This window comes from Sphingobium sp. SJ10-10 (genome assembly GCF_036038995.2).
Classification (GTDB): domain Bacteria; phylum Pseudomonadota; class Alphaproteobacteria; order Sphingomonadales; family Sphingomonadaceae; genus Sphingobium.
This window is the reverse complement of sequence record NZ_CP158133.1, coordinates 244594-261887: the sequence shown is the minus strand read 5'-3', so window position 1 is coordinate 261887 and position 17294 is coordinate 244594. Positions and strand designations below refer to the sequence as shown.

The 17294-nt window shown below is 65.7% G+C and carries 14 protein-coding genes and 1 riboswitch; of the genes, 10 read left to right on the top strand and 4 right to left on the bottom strand.

Features of this window, described 5'->3' with window-relative positions; translation table 11 throughout:
- The first annotated feature begins 18 nt into the window (after nucleotides 1-18).
- Nucleotides 19-2580: a cation-translocating P-type ATPase gene (locus VVT58_RS16890; protein ID WP_327754607.1), complete on the top strand. Its 2562-nt coding sequence runs from the start codon at nucleotides 19-21 to the stop codon at nucleotides 2578-2580.
- 47 nt (nucleotides 2581-2627) lie between these two features.
- Here VVT58_RS16890 and VVT58_RS16885 read toward each other — a convergent pair whose 3' ends face one another.
- Together VVT58_RS16885 and VVT58_RS16880 are read right to left on the bottom strand one after the other, a co-directional pair.
- The gene (locus VVT58_RS16885) at nucleotides 2628-3389 is read right to left on the bottom strand and encodes an SDR family NAD(P)-dependent oxidoreductase (protein WP_327754593.1); all 762 of its coding nucleotides are present in this window, start codon (nucleotides 3387-3389) and stop codon (nucleotides 2628-2630) included.
- Nucleotides 3390-3401: 12 nt separating this feature from the next.
- A complete protein-coding gene (locus VVT58_RS16880) occupies nucleotides 3402-4595 on the bottom strand; it encodes an acetyl-CoA C-acyltransferase (protein ID WP_327754592.1) in 1194 nt (397 codons plus the stop codon).
- Between the two features lie 587 nt (nucleotides 4596-5182).
- Nucleotides 5183-5371: riboswitch (cobalamin riboswitch) on the top strand.
- 193 nt (nucleotides 5372-5564) lie between these two features.
- On the opposite strand from VVT58_RS16880, the gene VVT58_RS16875 reads away from it, so the two are divergent.
- The 9 genes from VVT58_RS16875 (at nucleotide 5565) to VVT58_RS16835 (ending at nucleotide 12687) form a co-directional block, all read left to right on the top strand.
- Nucleotides 5565-5972 carry a DUF1636 domain-containing protein gene (locus VVT58_RS16875; RefSeq protein ID WP_327754591.1) on the top strand — a complete coding sequence of 136 codons (408 nt, stop codon included), beginning with the start codon at nucleotides 5565-5567 and terminating at the stop codon, nucleotides 5970-5972.
- The gene (gene cobT / locus VVT58_RS16870) at nucleotides 5969-6985 is read left to right on the top strand and encodes a nicotinate-nucleotide--dimethylbenzimidazole phosphoribosyltransferase (RefSeq protein WP_327754590.1); all 1017 of its coding nucleotides are present in this window, start codon (nucleotides 5969-5971) and stop codon (nucleotides 6983-6985) included. The genes VVT58_RS16875 and cobT overlap by 4 nt, the downstream gene beginning before the upstream one ends.
- Nucleotides 6982-7548: a histidine phosphatase family protein gene (locus VVT58_RS16865; RefSeq protein WP_327754589.1), complete on the top strand. Its 567-nt coding sequence runs from the start codon at nucleotides 6982-6984 to the stop codon at nucleotides 7546-7548. Before cobT ends, VVT58_RS16865 begins: the two co-directional genes overlap by 4 nt.
- Nucleotides 7545-8255, top strand: coding sequence for an adenosylcobinamide-GDP ribazoletransferase (locus tag VVT58_RS16860; protein WP_327754588.1), 711 nt, complete (start codon nucleotides 7545-7547; stop codon nucleotides 8253-8255). Before VVT58_RS16865 ends, VVT58_RS16860 begins: the two co-directional genes overlap by 4 nt.
- On the top strand, nucleotides 8252-9229 hold the full coding sequence (locus VVT58_RS16855) for an aminotransferase class I/II-fold pyridoxal phosphate-dependent enzyme (RefSeq protein ID WP_327754587.1): 978 nt from the start codon (nucleotides 8252-8254) through the stop codon (nucleotides 9227-9229). The genes VVT58_RS16860 and VVT58_RS16855 overlap by 4 nt, the downstream gene beginning before the upstream one ends.
- Complete coding sequence (gene cbiB / locus VVT58_RS16850) at nucleotides 9222-10157, top strand: adenosylcobinamide-phosphate synthase CbiB (protein WP_327754586.1); 936 nt, start codon at nucleotides 9222-9224, stop codon at nucleotides 10155-10157. Before VVT58_RS16855 ends, cbiB begins: the two co-directional genes overlap by 8 nt.
- The gene (gene cobU, locus VVT58_RS16845) at nucleotides 10154-10666 is read left to right on the top strand and encodes a bifunctional adenosylcobinamide kinase/adenosylcobinamide-phosphate guanylyltransferase (protein WP_327754585.1); all 513 of its coding nucleotides are present in this window, start codon (nucleotides 10154-10156) and stop codon (nucleotides 10664-10666) included. The genes cbiB and cobU overlap by 4 nt, the downstream gene beginning before the upstream one ends.
- A 334-nt stretch (nucleotides 10667-11000) precedes the next feature.
- Nucleotides 11001-11291, top strand: coding sequence for an NAD(P) transhydrogenase subunit alpha (locus VVT58_RS16840; RefSeq protein WP_082749005.1), 291 nt, complete (start codon nucleotides 11001-11003; stop codon nucleotides 11289-11291).
- A 1-nt stretch (nucleotide 11292) separates the two neighbouring features.
- The gene (locus VVT58_RS16835) at nucleotides 11293-12687 is read left to right on the top strand and encodes an NAD(P)(+) transhydrogenase (Re/Si-specific) subunit beta (protein WP_327754584.1); all 1395 of its coding nucleotides are present in this window, start codon (nucleotides 11293-11295) and stop codon (nucleotides 12685-12687) included.
- 76 nt (nucleotides 12688-12763) lie between these two features.
- Here the strand turns inward: VVT58_RS16835 and VVT58_RS16830 are convergent, their stop codons facing one another.
- Both VVT58_RS16830 and VVT58_RS16825 read right to left on the bottom strand, forming a co-directional pair.
- Nucleotides 12764-14143, bottom strand: coding sequence for an efflux transporter outer membrane subunit (locus tag VVT58_RS16830; protein WP_327754583.1), 1380 nt, complete (start codon nucleotides 14141-14143; stop codon nucleotides 12764-12766).
- Nucleotides 14140-17283: an efflux RND transporter permease subunit gene (locus VVT58_RS16825; RefSeq protein ID WP_327754582.1), complete on the bottom strand. Its 3144-nt coding sequence runs from the start codon at nucleotides 17281-17283 to the stop codon at nucleotides 14140-14142. The genes VVT58_RS16830 and VVT58_RS16825 overlap by 4 nt, the downstream gene beginning before the upstream one ends.
- Nucleotides 17284-17294: the final 11 nt, after the last annotated feature.

Sequence of the window (17294 nt, the reverse complement as noted above, 5' to 3'; positions counted from 1 at the left end):
GGGAGATGAGGCGTGGTGATGGTGGGTGGACAGCTTGGTCTTACCGGCCTTTCCACTTCGCAGGCGCGTGAGCGGCTGGCCGAGGATGGCCCCAATGAGCTTCCCCGGCCGAACCGGCGGACGCCCCTGCGGATCACGATGGAAGTGCTGCGCGAACCCATGTTCGCCATGTTGCTGGCGGCGGGCGCCATTTATCTGCTGCTCGGCGACAGGACGGAGGCGCTGATCCTGCTGGGATTTGCGGGCTTGTCCATCATCATCACGATCGTGCAGGAGGCGCGCACCGAACGCACGCTGGAGGCGCTTCGCGACCTGTCGGCGCCGCGCGCGCTCGTGATACGCGATGGGGAGACCTTGCGTGTCCCAGGCCGCGAGGTCGTGAACGGCGACATATTGGTGCTGGAAGCGGGCGACCGCATCGCAGCGGATGCGCTGCTGGTCGAAGCCCAGGAACTGGAGGCGGACGAATCCCTGCTGACCGGCGAGGCGGTTCCGGTACATAAACGCGCCGCGCAGGCAAGCGATCCGGAGCAGGCAGAACCGGGCGGTGACGACACGCCTCATCTCTTTTCGGGCGCCGTCGTCACGCGTGGCGGCGGCATCGCGCGGGTGACCGCTACCGGCATGCGCAGCCGCATCGGCCAGATCGGGCGGTTTCTGGAAACATTGGAAACCGAGGCTCCGCATCTGCAGAGGGAAACTGCCCGGATGGTCAGCCTGTGCGCCATTGGCGGCGTGACCATCGCGCTGTTGGTGGTTCTGCTCTATGGCTCGTTGCGCGGCGATTGGATGGCCGCATTGCTGGCTGGCATCGCGACCGCCATGTCGCTGTTGCCCGAAGAGTTCCCGGTGGTCCTCACCATCTTCCTTGCCATGGGCGCCTGGCGCATCGCGCAGGTCGGCGTGCTCACCCGACGGGCTTCGGCCATAGAAGCGCTGGGCGCCGCTACAGTGCTGTGCACCGACAAGACGGGAACGCTGACCCAGAACCGTATGACGGTGATGGAGCTTTGGCTCCCGTCCGGCAGCATGGCGGCACTGAGCGACGGGTCTCCACGGCCCGAATTCCATGAGCTGATCGGCGCGGCGGCCCTGGCGAGCGCGCCGGTCCCGGTCGATCCGATGGAGGTGGCCTTCCACGCCGCCGCAAGGGATGCCAGGGTTCCCGCTCGCGAGGATTGGGAACTGGTTCACACCAATGGTCTTCGGCCGGACCTGCTGGCGATGTCCAATGTGTGGCGGCCGGTGGAAGCCGGTGAGCCTTTGTTCGCCGCCGCCAAGGGCGCGCCGGAAGCGATCGCGCGCCTTTGCCGGCTGGATGCTGAGGCCCATCTGGCGCTGGAGCGGGCGGTCCACGCCATGGCGGCCCGCGGCATGCGTGTTCTGGGCGTGGCCTATGCGAACACGGTCGGGGATGATCTTGGCAAGGGGCATGAAGCGCATGACTTCAGCCTTCTGGGACTGGTCGGCCTGTCCGACCCGCTGCGGGCGGGAGTTCCCGAAGCGATAACCCAAAGTCATTCGGCCGGAATCCGGGTTGTGATGATCACCGGCGACTATCCCGTCACCGCGCAGGCGATTGCGGCACAAGCGGGGATTGGCTCAGGCGCGCTCATGACAGGCGATGAAGTCAAGGCACTGTCAGACGGGGAGCTGCGCGCGCGGGTGAAGGACGTGGCCATTTTCGCGCGCACGATGCCGGAACAGAAACTGCGGATCGTCTCGGCGCTCAAGGCGGCGGGCGAAGTGGTCGCGATGACCGGAGATGGCGTCAACGACGCGCCTGCGCTCAAGGCGGCCCATATCGGCATCGCCATGGGCAGGCGCGGCACCGATGTGGCGCGGGAGGCGGCGGCCATTGTCCTGGTGGAGGATGATTTCGGCGCGATCATCGTCGCCATTCGCCTGGGCCGCCGCATCTACGACAATATCCGCAAGGCCATCGGCTTCATCTTCGCCGTCCATGTGCCGATCGCGGGTCTGGCTGTGGCGCCGCTGCTGCTGAACCTGCCGCTGGTACTTGGGCCGATCCAGATCGCCTTGCTCGAAATGATCATCGATCCCGTCTGCGCGCTCGTCTTCGAAGCCGAACGGGAAGAAAGCCGCATCATGCAGAGACCGCCCCGTGATCCGGCTGAACGCCTCTTTTCCGCGGCGCTGGTCCTGCCGAGCATCCTCTATGGCGGGATCGCTTTCGCGCTGCTTCTTGGGCTTCACATCGCCACGACATATTGGGGCTTCGCTCCCGATCGCGTGAGGGCGCTCCTTTTCTTCGCCCTGGTCGCTTCCATCATGGCGCTGGTGTTGGTGAACAGATCCTTCAGCACATCCCTGACGCGCGCCGTTTGGCGCAACAACCCTTCACTGCGCTATGTCGCGGCCGTGGTGTCGATAGCTTGCGCATTGATCCTGACCGTGGAGCCGCTGCGTCGCATACTCCACTTCGCTCCACTGGAACCGGCGGACCTGTCCTTCCTTGTTCTGGTTCCCGCTCTGGTTCTCCTTCTGTGCGAACGTGTGAAGGACCGGAAAAGGTTTCTGGTGGCTGCGTCGACAACTGCCAGGCGGAAAGAAGCGTGAATGAAACGCCTTAACCTTGCGCGAGAGCGTAAAAGACGGCTCGTGGCCTATTTGGGCGCCATGCGGATGGCGCCGTCGAGGCGGATGGTTTCGCCGTTCAGCATGGGGTTGGCGATGATCGATTCGACCAGCATCGCATATTCCTCCGGCTTGCCCAGGCGGCTGGGATGCGGAACCTGCTTGCCGAGCGAATCCTGCGCCGCCTGAGGCAGTCCCGCCAGCATCGGCGTCCAGAAAATACCCGGCGCGATGGTGACGACGCGGATCAGCGACTGCGCGAATTCGCGGGCGAGGGGAAGCGTCAGGCCGACCACGCCGCCCTTGGATGCGGCATAGGCGGCTTGGCCGATCTGCCCGTCGAAAGCCGCGACCGACGCGGTGTTGACGATGACGCCGCGTTCCTCACCGATCGCTTCGGCCTGTTGCAGCCGGGCGGCAAAGCGCGAGGCGATCAGGAATGTGCCGGTAAGGTTGATTTCCACCGCCTTGCGGAAACTGTCGATCGGATGGGGGACGAATTCGCGCCCGACCGCCTTGATGGCAGGGGCTACGCCCGCGCAATTGACGGCGATGCGGGCAGTGCCATGGGCGGCCTCCGCCGCGTCGAGGCCGGCATTGACGCTGTCCTCGTCGGTGACGTTGACGCGCTGGAACAGGCCGCCAATGTCGGCCGCGAGTTTCACGCCTTCCTCTTCGTTGAGGTCAAACAGGGTGACGCGGGCGCCCCTGGCGGCGAGGGCGCGAGCGGTGGCGGCGCCCAGGCCGGATGCGCCGCCGGTGACGATGGCGGCCAGTCCTTCGATATTCATATCCGTTCCCCCTTACAGGACTTCCAGGGCGACCGCCGTGGCTTCGCCGCCGCCGATGCAGAGCGCGGCGACGCCTTTCTTCAGGCCGCGCGCCTTGAGAGCCGCGATCAGCGTGGCGATGATACGCGCGCCGCTCGCGCCGATGGGATGGCCGAGAGCGGTGGCGCCGCCATTGACGTTGATCTTGTCATGCGGAATGCTCAGGTCGCGCATAGCGATCATGGCGACGGCGGCGAAGGCTTCATTGACTTCGTAGAGATCGACATCCCCAGCTGACCAGCCCGCCTTTTCCAGCGCCTTGCGGATCGCGAAGACCGGGGCGGTGGTGAACAGCGCCGGGGCGTGGGCATGGGCGGCGGTGGCGACGATGCGGGCTTCCCGCGTCAGGCCCAGCTTCTCCGCCACATCGGCACGGGTCAGCACCAGCGCCGCCGCGCCGTCCGAAATCGAGGCGGAGGAAGCCGCGGTGATCGCGCCATCCTTGGCGAAGGCAGGTTTCAGGGACGGGATTTTCTCCGGCCTCGCATTGCCCGGCTGTTCGTCCTTATCGACCTGGACTTCGCCGTTGCGGGTCTTGACCGTGACGGGCGCCACTTCCCCGGCGAAGGCGCCGCTGCTGATCGCGGCATTGGCGCGGGCGAGACTCTCGATCGCATAGGCGTCCATCTCTGCGCGGGTGAACTGATAATCGCGCGCCGTATCCTCGGCAAAGGCGCCCATGGGCTTGCCGCGATCATAGGCGTCCTCCAGCCCGTCCATCATCATCGTGTCGATGACCCGGTCATGGCCGATGCGCGCGCCGGACCGATGCTTGGGCAAGGCATAGGGCGCGTTCGTCATGCTTTCCATGCCGCCCGCGACGACGACGTCGACGGAGCCTGCGGAGAGCGCTTCGGCCGCCATGATCGCCGCCTGCATGCCGGACCCGCACATCTTGTTGACGGTGGTGGCCTCGATCGATTGCGGAAGGCCCGCGCCCAATGCCGCCTGGCGTGCAGGAGCCTGGCCCAGAGCGGCGGGGAGGACGCAACCCATATAGATGCGGTCGATGGCTTCGGGCGCGACCCCGGAGCGTTCGACGGCCGCCTTCACCGCGACGGCGCCCAGTTCGGTAGCGGACACGCCGGAGAGCGCGCCCTGAAAACCGCCCATCGGGGTTCGGGCATAGCCCGCGATGATGATGTCCCGGTCGTGTATATCGGTCATATCTTTCTCCTCAACGGGTGCCCGGGCCACCGACCGCCTTGGGCGGGGTCATGCCCATGAGGCCGAGTCCGGCCATGCCCCGAATCGCAATCTGGATTTCCGTCGGCATCGTGCAGCCTCTTCCCCTATCGCGGAGGCACGTGCAATGGTCAGCGCTCTTGATCCCGGGCAGCGGAACCGCGGCGGTTGGGCATGGCGAGACAGAGGCGGATGAGAGTGGCGACCAGGTCGTTGGCCAACATGGCCATAATATCGGCCAGAGGCGCCGCCGTTCCATCGGGAGCGTCAAGCGGCGCGAGAGACACCCAGCGCGGGCGGCTTAGCGGTCGTTGGTGTCGGAAGGGATGTGCGCGATCAACCTGTTGACCCGCATATCGTTTTCCGCCGTGCAGGCGAACAGCCGACAGATCCAGTCCATCCAGCGCGTCAGAATAGCCATGACCCTCTCCCTTATTTTGTCGGATGATAGCAGTTTGGGGAGGTGAAGAGAAGTCTAACCATGGTAGCGCCGCCGCATATTTCCGTGCTGCGGCGTCAGGAAAGACCATGCTTTTCTACCCCCCTTGCGATGGAACGACGGGGTCTTTATCAGCATCGGCGCGACAGGTTCCCCGAAAGGGGATGAAAAGGGAAGTCGGGTGGAAGGCCCGCGCTGCCCCTGCAACTGTAAGCGGCGAGCGATCCGGCCATCACGCCATTGGGACAAGGTTCCGAGAAGGCGGCCGGGAAGCATCGACCCGTGAGCCAGGAGACCTGCCTGACGCAGTCGTTCTTCGACCGGACAGGGTGCGCCGGCCGAACGGGGTTTTCCCTCGCGAAGCGACAGCCATCGCCTTGCCGGCGTGACCGTGCAGGGGGAGTTCTGTCGCCCGTCCGGTGTCGGCCTGTCCTCCTCTGCCTGGTTTCCTGGCCGGGCATTTGCCGTCGGGCTGGAGGAAGCGGAATGACTGATATGTGGAGCTGTCGCTGATGTTGCGGGCCGTCGGGCGCGGGGCGTCGGTGGTGGTCTGTTCGACCTGCCGTCTGTCGGCGGAGAGCAGGGAGGATGAGGATGGTCGGCGTGGCGGCGCATTGCTGACCGAGGCGCTCCAAAAAATGCAGGAGAGCGACCCCGCCTATGCGGCGGTCGTGGTGCAGGACATGCCCTGCCTCTTCGCCTGCCAGCGGCATTGCACCGTGCATATCCGGGGGACCGGCAAGGTCGGCTATGTTCTGGGCGACTTCACGCCGGATGAGGAGGCCGCCCGCGCGATACTGGATTATGCGGTGCGCCATGCCGCAAGCGAGGAGGGCGTGGTGCGCTATGCCGACTGGCCGCAGGGGGTGAAGGGGCATTTCATCGTCCGAACGCCGCCCGAAGGCTTCATCTGCTCATGATCCGGTTCGATGATCGTGCGGCCTTTGCCGCTGCGCTGGCGGATTTGCCCTTGCGGGACGAAAGCGCCGTCGCAGCGGCGGCGGCGCGGCAGGCGGTGCTGACGAAGCCCGCCGGATCGCTGGGGCGGCTGGAAGAGATCGCCCTGTTCATGGCGGGCTGGCAAGGACGGGAAAAGCCTCGGGCCGAGCGCATCCGTGCGGCGATCTTCGCGGGCAATCATGGCGTGGCGGCGCGGGGGGTCAGCGCCTTCCCGGCGGAGGTCACGGCCCAGATGGTCGCGAATTTCCGCCATGGCGGCGCGGCGATCAATGCTTTGGCGCAAGCCTGCGGCGCGGAACTGACCGTGGCGGCGCTCGATCTGGAACGGCCGACAGGAGACATTTGTGTCGAAGCGGCGATGAGCGAGGCGGAATGCCTGGCCGCGATCAATGCCGGGGCGGCGGCGGTCGAACCGGGCCTCGACCTGCTGCTGCTGGGCGAGATGGGCATTGCCAACAGCACGCCAGCGGCGGCGCTTTGCGCGCAGGCCTTTGGCGGCGCGGCGGCGCATTGGGTCGGGCGCGGCACGGGCGTGGACGGCGATGGACTGGCGCGCAAGGCCGAAGCGGTGGCGCAGGCGCTCGCCTTGCATGGGATGCATTGTGCCGACGCCTTCGAAACGCTGCGGCGGCTGGGCGGGCGCGAGATCGCGGCGCTGGCGGGTGCGGTGCTGGCGGCGCGGATGTTGCGCGTGCCGGTGATGCTGGATGGTTTCATCGGTTGCGCGGCGGTCGCCCCGTTGGCGAAGGACAGTCCGGCGATCGTCGGCCATTGCCTGGCGGCGCATATGTCGGCCGAGGCAGGCCATGAGCGCCTGTTGGCGGCGCTGACGCTGGACCCGCTGCTGCGGCTGGACATGCGGCTGGGCGAGGGCAGCGGCGCTGCGGTGGCGACGCAGATCGTGCGGTCGGCGCTGGCTGCCCATGCCGGCATGGCGACCTTTGCGGAAGCGGCAGTGGCTGGTGCTTTGTGAAGGCTTTTCCGCTCCACCTGATGCGCCATGGCGCGCCGCAGCTTGCCGGGCGGTTGCTGGGGCATTTGGATGCACCGCCGGAAGCCGACGGGATCGCGCTGTGCGTTGAGCGCGCGCGAGGATTGGACTTTGCGCGGGTGGTGACGTCCGACCTTGCCCGGGCGCGGGCACCGGGGGAGGTCATAGCGGCGGAGCGAGGCGTCGGCCATGGTGTCGACAGCCGTTGGCGGGAACTGTATTTCGGACGTTGGGAGGGCGCCGACCCGGCGACTCTTCCTTCTGCCGATCTGGCCCGCTTCTGGGACGATCCGGATGGCTTTCCACCGCCGGAGGGCGAAAGCTGGACCGATCTTTGCGGCCGGATACGGGACGGGCTGGGCGACCTTGGCGAGCCGGTGCTGGTGATTTGTCATGCCGGAGCGATGCGGGCGGCGCTGGCTGTCCTGTGCAACTTCGACGTGCGGCAGGGTTGGGCGGTCGACCTGCCCTATGGCGCGGTGCTGAGCCTGCGGGTCTGGCCCGGCGAGCAGCCGTCGGTGCAGATCACAGGGCTGATGCCATGAAGCGGCTGGTGCTGGCCCTGCAATTGATGACGCGCTTGCCCTTGCCCGCGCTGGACGTCGATGAATTCGATTTCGCCGCCGCGATCCGTTGGTTTCCCGCCACGGGAATCGCCGTGGGCCTGATCGTCGCTGGCGGGGCCGGTCTCGGTCTCCGGATCGATCCATGGGCGGGCGCCCTGTTCGGCCTGATCGCCTGGGTTGCCGTCACCGGCGCGCTGCATCTCGACGGATTGGGCGATATCGCGGACGCGGCGGGGGCGGCGCATGGCGACCGGACACGCCTGTCCGCCGTTCTGGCCGATCCGCATATCGGCAGTTTCGGCGTGGTCGCCATCGGGCTGCAATTGCTGGCCAAGCTGGTGCTGCTGCGGTTGTGGGTGGAAAATTTCCCGCTGTGGATGCTGGTTCCCGTGGCGATGGCGGCGCGCATCGGGCCGCTGGTCTGGACGCGATGGTTGCCGCCACTGCACGAAGGGCTGGCGAGCCGATTTCGAGCAGGCTGGCGGCCGGTACCCCTCATCCTCTGGACGGCGCTGGGGCTGATATTGGGTTTCTGGGTGCCTGCCTTATGGGCGGCAGTCATATTGATTCCGCTCTGGGGACTGTGGCTGCGGTCGCGGATCGGCGGCATTTCCGGGGATGGACATGGCGCTGGCATCGAACTGCTGGAAAGCGGCCTGCTGGCCGTGATGGTGCTGGCGCGATGAGCGGCTTCACCTGGCATGGCGGGCGACTGGCCGAGGCGCGGGCGGTCTATGGCGGCGCGGACTGGATCGACCTGTCGACGGGGATCAGCCCTCTGACATGGCCGGGGGCCGATCGCATCTCGGTCGATTGGCGATGCCTGCCCGACCCGCATGATCTGGCGGCCCTGGAAGCGGCGGCGGCGGCACATTTCGGCGTCGATCCCGATCATCTCTGCACTGTGCCGGGGAGCGAAGCCGGGTTGCGGCTGATGGGCCGGATGCTGGACATGCCCGGTCGCTGGCGGCTGCCAAGCTATCGCACCCATGCCGAGATTTTCACGAAGGGCCACCCGATCGCCGCCGGGGAAGATGCGCCTCGGGAAGCGGTCGCCCTGCTGCTCGCCAATCCCAACAATCCTGATGGCCGCATCCTGCCGCCTGCCCGTCTGCTGGAATGGCTGGTGGGACTGGAGCGGGCCGGGGGATGGCTGATTATCGACGAAGCCTATGCCGATGCCATGCCGTCATGCAGCCTGGCGGATGTGGTCGGGGACGAGCGGCGGCTGATCCTGTTGCGATCCTTCGGCAAGTTCTTCGGGCTGGCGGGCGTGCGGCTGGGCTTTCTCATCGGGCCGCGCGCGATCGTCGCGGAAGCGCGGCGGATGCTGGGGGAATGGCCGGTCTCTGCTGCGGCGATCGCGTTCGGGCGTGCGGCCTATGATGACCGGGCATGGATCGAAGAGGCGATTGTGGCTTTGGCGGAACGCGCGGCGCAACTGGATGAAGTGCTGGCGCGGCACGGACTGGCGGCGCGGGGGGAATGTCCGCTGTTCCGGCTGGTGGAGGTGGAGGATGGACCGGCCCTGTTCGACCGGCTGGCGCGACGAGCGATCCTGACGCGACCCTTTGAGGAAAATCGGCGCTGGCTGCGGCTTGGTCTGCCCGGCGATGCGATCGCGCTGGCGCGGCTCGGCCGGGCCTTGGCGGATGGCTGAGCCGGTGGCGCTGGCGGCGCTGATGCTGGATGCCGCGCTAGGCTGGCCGGTCTGGCTATATGCGCGGATCGGGCATCCGGTGGGTGGTTTTGCGCGGATCATCGGCGCGGTGGAGCGGCGGTGGAACCGGGAAGCCTGGAGCAACCCGACCCGGCGATGGGCCGGAATTGCCCTGCTGTTGCTGTTGCTGGGCGTTGCGGGAGGTTCCGGTCTCGCGTTGGAATGGGTAATCCGCAGGTGGGCGGGGGATATGGCGTGGATCTGGCTCGCGCTGGCGGCCTGGCCGGCGCTGGCGCAGCGCAGCCTTTATGCGCATGTGGCGTCCGTGGCGCGCGCGCTGGCGAGGGGAGAGCTGGATGCCGCGCGACGCGCGGTGGGCCGGATCGTGGGACGCGATACGGATTCGCTGGACGAAGCGGGCGTTGCCAGGGCCGGGATCGAGAGCCTGGCCGAAAGCTTCTGCGATGGAATCGTCGCGCCGCTGTTCTGGCTCCTGCTGTTAGGGCTGCCGGGAATCTGGGCCTATAAGGCCGTGAACACCGCTGACAGCATGATCGGGCACAAGGAGGCGCCTTTCACGGATTTCGGCTGGGCTGCAGCGCGATTCGACGATCTGCTGAACTGGACGCCGGCGCGGCTGGCGGCCTTTGTCCTTTGCATCGCGGGCGGCGGAGGATGGGCCGTGATGTGGCGGGACCATGGACGCCATGCCTCGCCCAATGCGGGTTGGCCGGAGGCCGCCATGGCCGGAGCGCTGGTGATCAGGCTGGCCGGGCCGATCCGCTATGACGGCGTGCTGCATGACAAGCCATGGATCGGGACGGGTGGCGAAGCGGATGTCCGCGCCCTGCGGGCCGCGCTTCGAATCTATTTATGGGCCTGCCTGATGTTGTGGGGTCTGGCCGCGATCGGGGAGGGAATCGGATGACGACGTTGCTGGTGCTGGGCGGATGCCGTTCCGGCAAGAGCCGCTATGCGCAGGAGCGGTGCGAGGCCATTTCGGGCGGCAGCCTGGCTTATATCGCAACGGCGCAGGCCTTCGATGTGGAGATGGAGGAGCGGATCGCGCGCCACCGGAGCGAGCGCGGCAGCCGCTGGCTGACCATCGACGCGCCCATGGACCTGGCTGAGGCGTTATCCGAAGCCGCTGGGAGGGCGGACGCGATCCTGGTCGACTGCCTCACCCTCTGGCTTTCCAATCTCATGCTGGCTGAGGCGGATATTGCGGCGGCCCGGGCCGCTTTGGCGGATGCTGTCGTCGCTTGTCCCATCCCCGTCACATTGGTGGCCAATGAAGTGGGACTGGGCATCGTGCCCGATAACGCCCTGGCCCGGCGATTCCGGGACGAGGCGGGGTGGCTCAACCAGCAAATGGCGACCCTGTGCCGGGAGGTCATATTGCTGGCGGCGGGGTTGCCCTTGACGTTGAAAGCTTAATATTGCACCATAGTATAGAATTTTAATGATCAACCGACGGAATTGCAAGCTGATCGCCATTCTGTGGGTGAACAGAAACGCGACCTAGACGGGGGGATAAGAAAACTTCGTTGCGCAAAATGCCCGTGTAATATTTGGGTTCGTGCGTCTTGCCTGCTGCCATCCGAGGCAATAAAGGCGGAGACGGCTGAAAAGCTGTGGAGGGGTTTATGGAAGGCGGCTGGTCCGGCAGGCGGCATGAGCGTCGTAAACGCTACCACCAATCATTATTGGCTGAATATGATGGGCGGCATTTTCGCTCGGTTTCGTGCCTGCTCAATCAGGGGGATGGTCTGTGAGTTCGCTTAATCCCGATTATTTGTTCGTGTTCATATTGGCGGCCTTTGTGGGTTTTCAGTTGATTAAGAAGGTATCGCCGCTGCTGCATTCGCCGCTGATGTCGCTGACCAATGCGATTGCGGCGGTGGTGGTCGTGGGTGCGATCACGATCACGGGGGAGGAAGGCGCGACGCCGCTGGCGAAGACGCTGGGCTTTATCGCAGTGTTCTGCGCGACGGTGAACCTGGTTTCAGGCTTCATGATCACCGACCGCATGCTCAAGATGTTCAAGCCGCGGGGGAAGTGAGATGAACGCATTCGTGCCCTTTGCGGCGATCCTCTCGTCTTCGCTGTTCATCCTGGCGCTCATGTGGATGAGCCACCCCTCGACCGCGCGCCGGGGCGTGCGGGCAGGCGAGATCGGCATGGTCGTGGCCATTATCGGCGCGCTCGTGCAGCATGAGGTGGTCGACTATAATCTCATCATCATCGCGATGATCGCGGGCGCGGCGGCGGGCATTCCGATGGCGCTGCTGATGCCGATGACCGCCATTCCGCAGCGGACCGCGATCAGTCACGCTTTCGGCGCGCTGGCGGTCGGTCTGATCGGTGCGGCGGAATATTACAAGCATGCCCATGCCGAATATGCGGGCGGCTTCATCATGTGGGCGCTGATGTTCGAGATGCTGCTGGGTTTCCTGACCTGCACCGCATCGGTCATCGCCTTTGCCAAATTGCAGGAGATCATGGGCAGCCGGCCGGTGTCCTTCGTTGGTCAGCGCGTGCTGAACGGCGGCGTGGCGCTGGCGACGGTGGTGATCGGGGCCATGCTGGCGATCGATCCGACGCAGACCTGGCTGTTCCCTGCCTTCGTCGCGCTGGCTCTGCTGTTCGGCGTGCTGCTGGTGATCCCGATCGGCGGCGCGGACATGCCGACCGTCATCGCGCTTCTGAACAGCTATGCGGGTCTGGCGGCGAGCGCCATGGGCTTTGCGCTGGGCAACAAGCTGCTGATCGTGGCGGGCGCGTTGGACGGTGCTTCGGGCTTCATCCTGGCGGTCATCATGTGCAAGGCGATGAACCGCAGCTTCGCCAACGTCATGTTCGGCGGCTTCGGCAAGGTCGTGGCGGGCGTGGCGGGCGGCAAGGACGATCGGGTGGTGCGCTCCGCGTCCGCCGAGGAAGCGGCGATGCAGCTCGAAAATGCCAGTGTCGTCGTGATCATCCCCGGCTATGGCATGGCCGTGGCGCAGGCGCAGCATAAGGTGAGCGAGCTGTATCAGGCGCTGACCAAGAAGGGCGTGGACGTGAAGTTCGCGATCCATCCCGTGGCGGGCCGCATGCCGGGGCACATGAACGTGCTGCTGGCCGAGGCCAATGTGCCCTATGAGCAGTTGATCGAGCTGGACGACATCAACCCGGAACTGCCCCAGGCGGACGTGGCGCTGATCATCGGGGCGAACGACACGATCAACCCGTCGGCGCGCGACGATCCGCAGAGCGCCATTGCCGGCATGCCGATCATCGAGGCGGATCGCGCCAAGTCGGTGTTTGTGATCAAGCGGTCGATGAATGCGGGCTTCGCCGGGATCGACAATCCGATCTACTATAACAGCAATACCCAGATGCTGTTCGGTGACGCCAAGGACATGGTCGGCTCCATCGCCAAGGAACTCGCAGGCGGTGGCTCAGGATTGCATTGAGGGCAAGTTGACAGAAGCTTGAACAGAAAAAGCCCGCCGGACATGTTCGGCGGGCTTCTTTTTTGTGGACGGCGGCCTATCGTCCGCTCGCAAAATCCGCGCCGATGACCCGATAGAGCAGGATGCGGTTCCGGATCAGTGTCAGGTTCGTCGCGATGGCGCTTTGTTGAGCATTGTAGAGACTGCGCTGGCTGGTCAGGCTGTTGAGGAAGGTATCGATGCCCGCGCGATAGCGTTCCTCGGCCAGTGTGTAGCTGCGCCGGCTGGCAAGGATCAGACGTTGCTGGGCAGCCTGCTGGTCGTCGATCGTGCCTTCGCGGGCGAGGGCGTCGGACACTTCCTGAAAGGCCGTCTGGATCGCCTTTTCATATTGGGCGAGGCTGATGTCGCGCTGCGCCTTGCTATAGTCAATATTGCCGCGTGCGCCGCCACCGAAGATCGGCATGGTCGCAGATGGCGCCGCGGACCAGGCAAAGCCCCCGCCGGTGAAGAGCGAGGACAGCGCCGAACTCGCCACGCCGATGGCTGCGGTCAGGCTGATTTTCGGAAACATCGCCGCCCGCGCTGCCCCGATATCGGCATTGGCGGCCTTGAGCTGATGTTCGGCCTGCAACACGTCGGGGCGCTGGAGTAGCACGTCGGAAGAAAGGCCTGCGGGCACCTTTGCGACGCTGCCGGTCAGCTCTTGCAGCGATTGGGGCAGCAAGGCGTCCTCGACCGGGGCACCGACGAGAAGATCAAGCGCATTCCGATCCTGAGCGACCTGGGTGATTGTCGCGGCAATATCGCTGCGCGCCTGCTCCACCGTGGTTTCGGCCTGATGCACGTCGAGCTTGCCGATCAGGCCCGCACCATTGAGAGACCGGGTGAGGGCCAGCGTGCGTTCCGCGCTGGCCAGTGTCTGGCGGGAAAGCGCCAGCAATTCCTGGTCGGCGGCCAGGGTGGCATAGGCGCTGGCCGTCTCTGCGATCAGGGTGATGCGGGTCGCCCGCGCTCCTTCCTCCGTCGCGAGATAGGATTCGAGCGCCGAGCGGGTGAGGTTCTTCACCCGGCCGAACAGGTCGATCTCGAACGCGCTGAAACCGATGTCGGCACTGTAGCTGTTCTGGCGGTCGTCGTTCCGCCGGACGAAGCTGGCCGCCGCCTCGCCCGTGACGGCGGGAAGCTGGGCGGCGCGCTGGACCCGATATTGGGCGCGGGCAGCCTCCACATTGGCGAGCGCGGCGCGCAGGTCGCGATTATTGGCGAGGGCGCGTTCGATCACCGTCCTGAGGCGTTGGTCGCCCACCAATGCGGTCCAGGGCAGGCCGGGCTTTTCCGTGGCGACCGTCGGCGCATAGGCCTGGCCGCTGGGGAAGCTGGCGGGCACGGGCGGCGTGGGGCGGACATAATGGGGCGCCATGTTGCAGGCCGACAATGCGGCGGCCGAGGTCAGGGCGAGGAGGGCGCGCTTCATGCCGGAACCTCCGTGGCGGGGGCAGCGGCGGGCGGCGGATTCTCGCGGTTGAAGATGCGCATGATCGTCAGGAAGAAGAGAGGGACATAGAAGATGGCGAGCACGGTAGCGGTCAGCATGCCGCCGACCACCGCCGTGCCGATGGCGACGCGGCTCTGCGCGCCCGCGCCCGTGGCGATGGCCAGCGGAATGACGCCTGCGATGAAGGCCAGCGAAGTCATCAGGATCGGCCGGAAGCGCAGGCGCGCCGCTTCCAGAGCGGCGGTCGTGGCGTCCTTGCCTTGCAGATAGGCGAGTTCCGCGAATTCGACGATCAGGATCGCGTTCTTGGCGGCCAGGCCCATGGTTGTGAGCAGGCCGACCTGGAAATAGATGTTGTTCTCCAGCCCGCGCAGCGTCACCGCCAGCACCGCGCCGATCAGGCCGAGCGGGATGACCAGCAGCACCGCGAGCGGGATCGACCAGCTTTCATAGAGCGCGGCGAGGCACAGGAATACCACCAGCACCGACAGGCCATAGAGCAGTGGCGCCTGCCCGCCGGAAAGCTGCTCCTGATAGGACAGGCCGCTCCAGGCATAGCCGGTGCCTGCGGGGAGCTGCTTTTGCAGCTTCACCATCTCGTCCATCGCCTCGCCCGAGCTGGCGCCGGGCGCGGCCTGGCCCTGGATTTCATAGGAGGACTGTCCGTTATAGCGCGACACGGTGGTCGGCCCCATCGTCCAATGGGTGGTGGCGAAGGCGGAGAAGGGCACCATTTCGCCGGTGGTGCTGGACCGCACCTGCCAGTTGTCGAGGTCCGTCGGCAGCGCGCGATATGGCGCGTCGGCTTGCATATAGACGCGCTTCACCCGGCCACGGTCGACGAAATCGTTGATATAGGTGCTGCCCCAGGCGGCGCTCAGCACATTGTCGACGCTGCTTTGGGTAAGGCCGAGGACGGCGAGTTTCTCGGAATCAACGTCGACCTTGAGTTGCGGCGTGTCCTCCAGCGTGGCGGCGCGCACGCCGGCCAGTTTCGGGTCGTTCGCGGCGGCCTTCATAAGCTGGTTGCGCAGCGCTAGAAAGCGCTCGCGGCTGAGGCCGCCGGTGTTCAGCAGCTCGAAGGTGAAGCCGTTGGACTGGCCCAGGCCGCGAATGGAGGGCGGGGTCATGGCCAGCGCCTTCGCATCGCGGATCGCGGCGAGCTGCTTGGTGGCGCGGTTCGCGATCATCGTCGCGCTGTTGGCCGCCCCCTTGCGCTCGTCCCATGGGGCCAGGTTGATGAATCCCTGCGCGGTATTTTCGCCCTGTCCCGCGAAACTGAAGCCCTGGGTCACGAAGGCGAAGGCGACATTGTCCTTCTCATCGCTCATGAAATAATTCTGGACGCGCTCCACCGCTGCGGCCGTGCGGGAGGATTTGGCGCCGGCGGGCAGGGTGATCTGGACCATCACCTGCCCCTGATCCTCCACCGGCAGGAAGCTGGTCGGCAAGCGGACGAACAGCAGCCAGAGCAGGGCGAGAATGACGGCATAGCCGATCCAGAAAAAGGTCCGGCGGCCGATGAAGCCGTTGAGCTGGCTCATATAGCCGTTGGTGACGCGGCTGAACCAGCGGTTGAACCTGCCGGTCCAGCCGCGTTCGCGATGCTCCTCGCCTATGGGTTTCAGGATCGTGGCGCAGAGCGCGGGGGAGAGGATCAGCGCGACCAGCACCGAAAGCAGCATGGAGGAAACGATAGTGATCGAAAATTGCCGGTAGATGACGCCCGTCGACCCGCCGAAAAAGGCCATGGGCAGCAGCACGGCGGACAGGACAAGGGCGATGCCGATCAGGGCGTTGCCGATTTCCTCCATCGACTTGATGGTGGCGTCACGGGGGGAAAGCCCTTCCTCCTCCATGATGCGTTCGACATTTTCGACCACGACGATGGCGTCGTCGACCAGCAGGCCGATCGCCAGCACCATGCCGAACAGGGTCAGCGTGTTGATCGAATAGCCGAACAGCGCCAGCACGCCGAACGTGCCGAGCAGCACCACCGGCACGGCGATGGCGGGCACCAAAGTGGCGCGCCAGCTTTGCAGGAAGAGGAACATCACCACCACGACCAGCCCGACCGCCTCGATCAGTGTCTGGACGACTTCCTCGACCGATAGCTTGATGAAGGGCGTGGTGTCGCGGGGATAGCTGACGGTGTAGCCGTGCGGCAGGTTGGTCGACAGTTCCGCCACCCTGGCCTTGACCAGTTCCGCGGTCTTGAGCGCGTCGGCGCCCGGAGCGAGCTGAAGCGCCATGCCGGATGCGGGATGGCCGTTCAGGCGCGCCGAGGAGGTGTAGCTTTCATTGCCCAGCTCCACACGCGCCACGTCGGACAGGTGGACGACCGAACCGTCGCCCTGCGTCTTGACGATGATGTTGCGGAACTGATCGGGCGTTTGCAGGCGGGCGCGGGCGGTGACGGTGGCGTTGAGTTGCTGCCCCTCCGGCGCGGGATCGGCGCCGATTTGGCCTGCCGACACTTCGACATTCTGGCTGGCGATGGCGCTTTGCACGTCGGAAGGCATCAGCTTGACCGTCGCCAGCTTATAGGGGTCCAGCCAGATGCGCATCGCATATTGCGATCCGAAGATCTGCGAGGAACCCACGCCGTCGACGCGGGCGATGGGATCCTGGAAATTATTGACCAGATAGTCGGCAATATCAGCCTGCGAAGCCGTGTCGGTCCGGTCGTAGAGGCCCACCACCATCAAAAAGTCATTCTGCGACTTGGTGACGGTCAGCCCCTGTTGCTGCACGGCATTGGGCAGGCGGCTCAGCGCCTGCTGCACCTTGTTCTGCACCTGCACCTGCGCGGTGTCGGGATCGGTGCCCTTCTTGAAGGTGACGGTGATCCGCGCCTGACCGTTGGCGGTCGACGAGGAGGAGAAATACATGAGGCCGTCAATGCCGGTGAGTTGCTGCTCGATGACCTGGGTGACGCTGGTCTCGACGGTTTCGGCGGAAGCGCCCGGATAGTTGGCGCTGATATTGACCGACGGCGGGGCGATGTCGGGATATTGGGCGATCGGCAGGGTCAGCATCGCGCCCAGGCCCGCCATCATGATGCCGATGGCGATGACCCAGGCGAAAATGGGCCGTTCGATGAAAAAGCGGCTGAGCAAGGTCTCGACCC

Excerpts from the sequence above, each read along its gene's own strand:
- cobT (WP_327754590.1), top strand. The coding sequence starts at position 5,969 with ATGATCCGGTTCGATGATCGTGCGGCCTTTGCCGCTGCGCTGGCGGAT.
- VVT58_RS16830 (WP_327754583.1), bottom strand. The coding sequence starts at position 14,143 with ATGAAGCGCGCCCTCCTCGCCCTGACCTCGGCCGCCGCATTGTCGGCC.
- VVT58_RS16890 (WP_327754607.1), top strand. The coding sequence starts at position 19 with ATGGTGGGTGGACAGCTTGGTCTTACCGGCCTTTCCACTTCGCAGGCG.
- VVT58_RS16885 (WP_327754593.1), bottom strand. The coding sequence starts at position 3,389 with ATGAATATCGAAGGACTGGCCGCCATCGTCACCGGCGGCGCATCCGGC.
- cbiB (WP_327754586.1), top strand. The coding sequence starts at position 9,222 with ATGGCTGAGCCGGTGGCGCTGGCGGCGCTGATGCTGGATGCCGCGCTA.
- VVT58_RS16855 (WP_327754587.1), top strand. The coding sequence starts at position 8,252 with ATGAGCGGCTTCACCTGGCATGGCGGGCGACTGGCCGAGGCGCGGGCG.
- cobU (WP_327754585.1), top strand. The coding sequence starts at position 10,154 with ATGACGACGTTGCTGGTGCTGGGCGGATGCCGTTCCGGCAAGAGCCGC.
- VVT58_RS16860 (WP_327754588.1), top strand. The coding sequence starts at position 7,545 with ATGAAGCGGCTGGTGCTGGCCCTGCAATTGATGACGCGCTTGCCCTTG.
- VVT58_RS16835 (WP_327754584.1), top strand. The coding sequence starts at position 11,293 with ATGAACGCATTCGTGCCCTTTGCGGCGATCCTCTCGTCTTCGCTGTTC.
- VVT58_RS16875 (WP_327754591.1), top strand. The coding sequence starts at position 5,565 with ATGTTGCGGGCCGTCGGGCGCGGGGCGTCGGTGGTGGTCTGTTCGACC.
- VVT58_RS16880 (WP_327754592.1), bottom strand. The coding sequence starts at position 4,595 with ATGACCGATATACACGACCGGGACATCATCATCGCGGGCTATGCCCGA.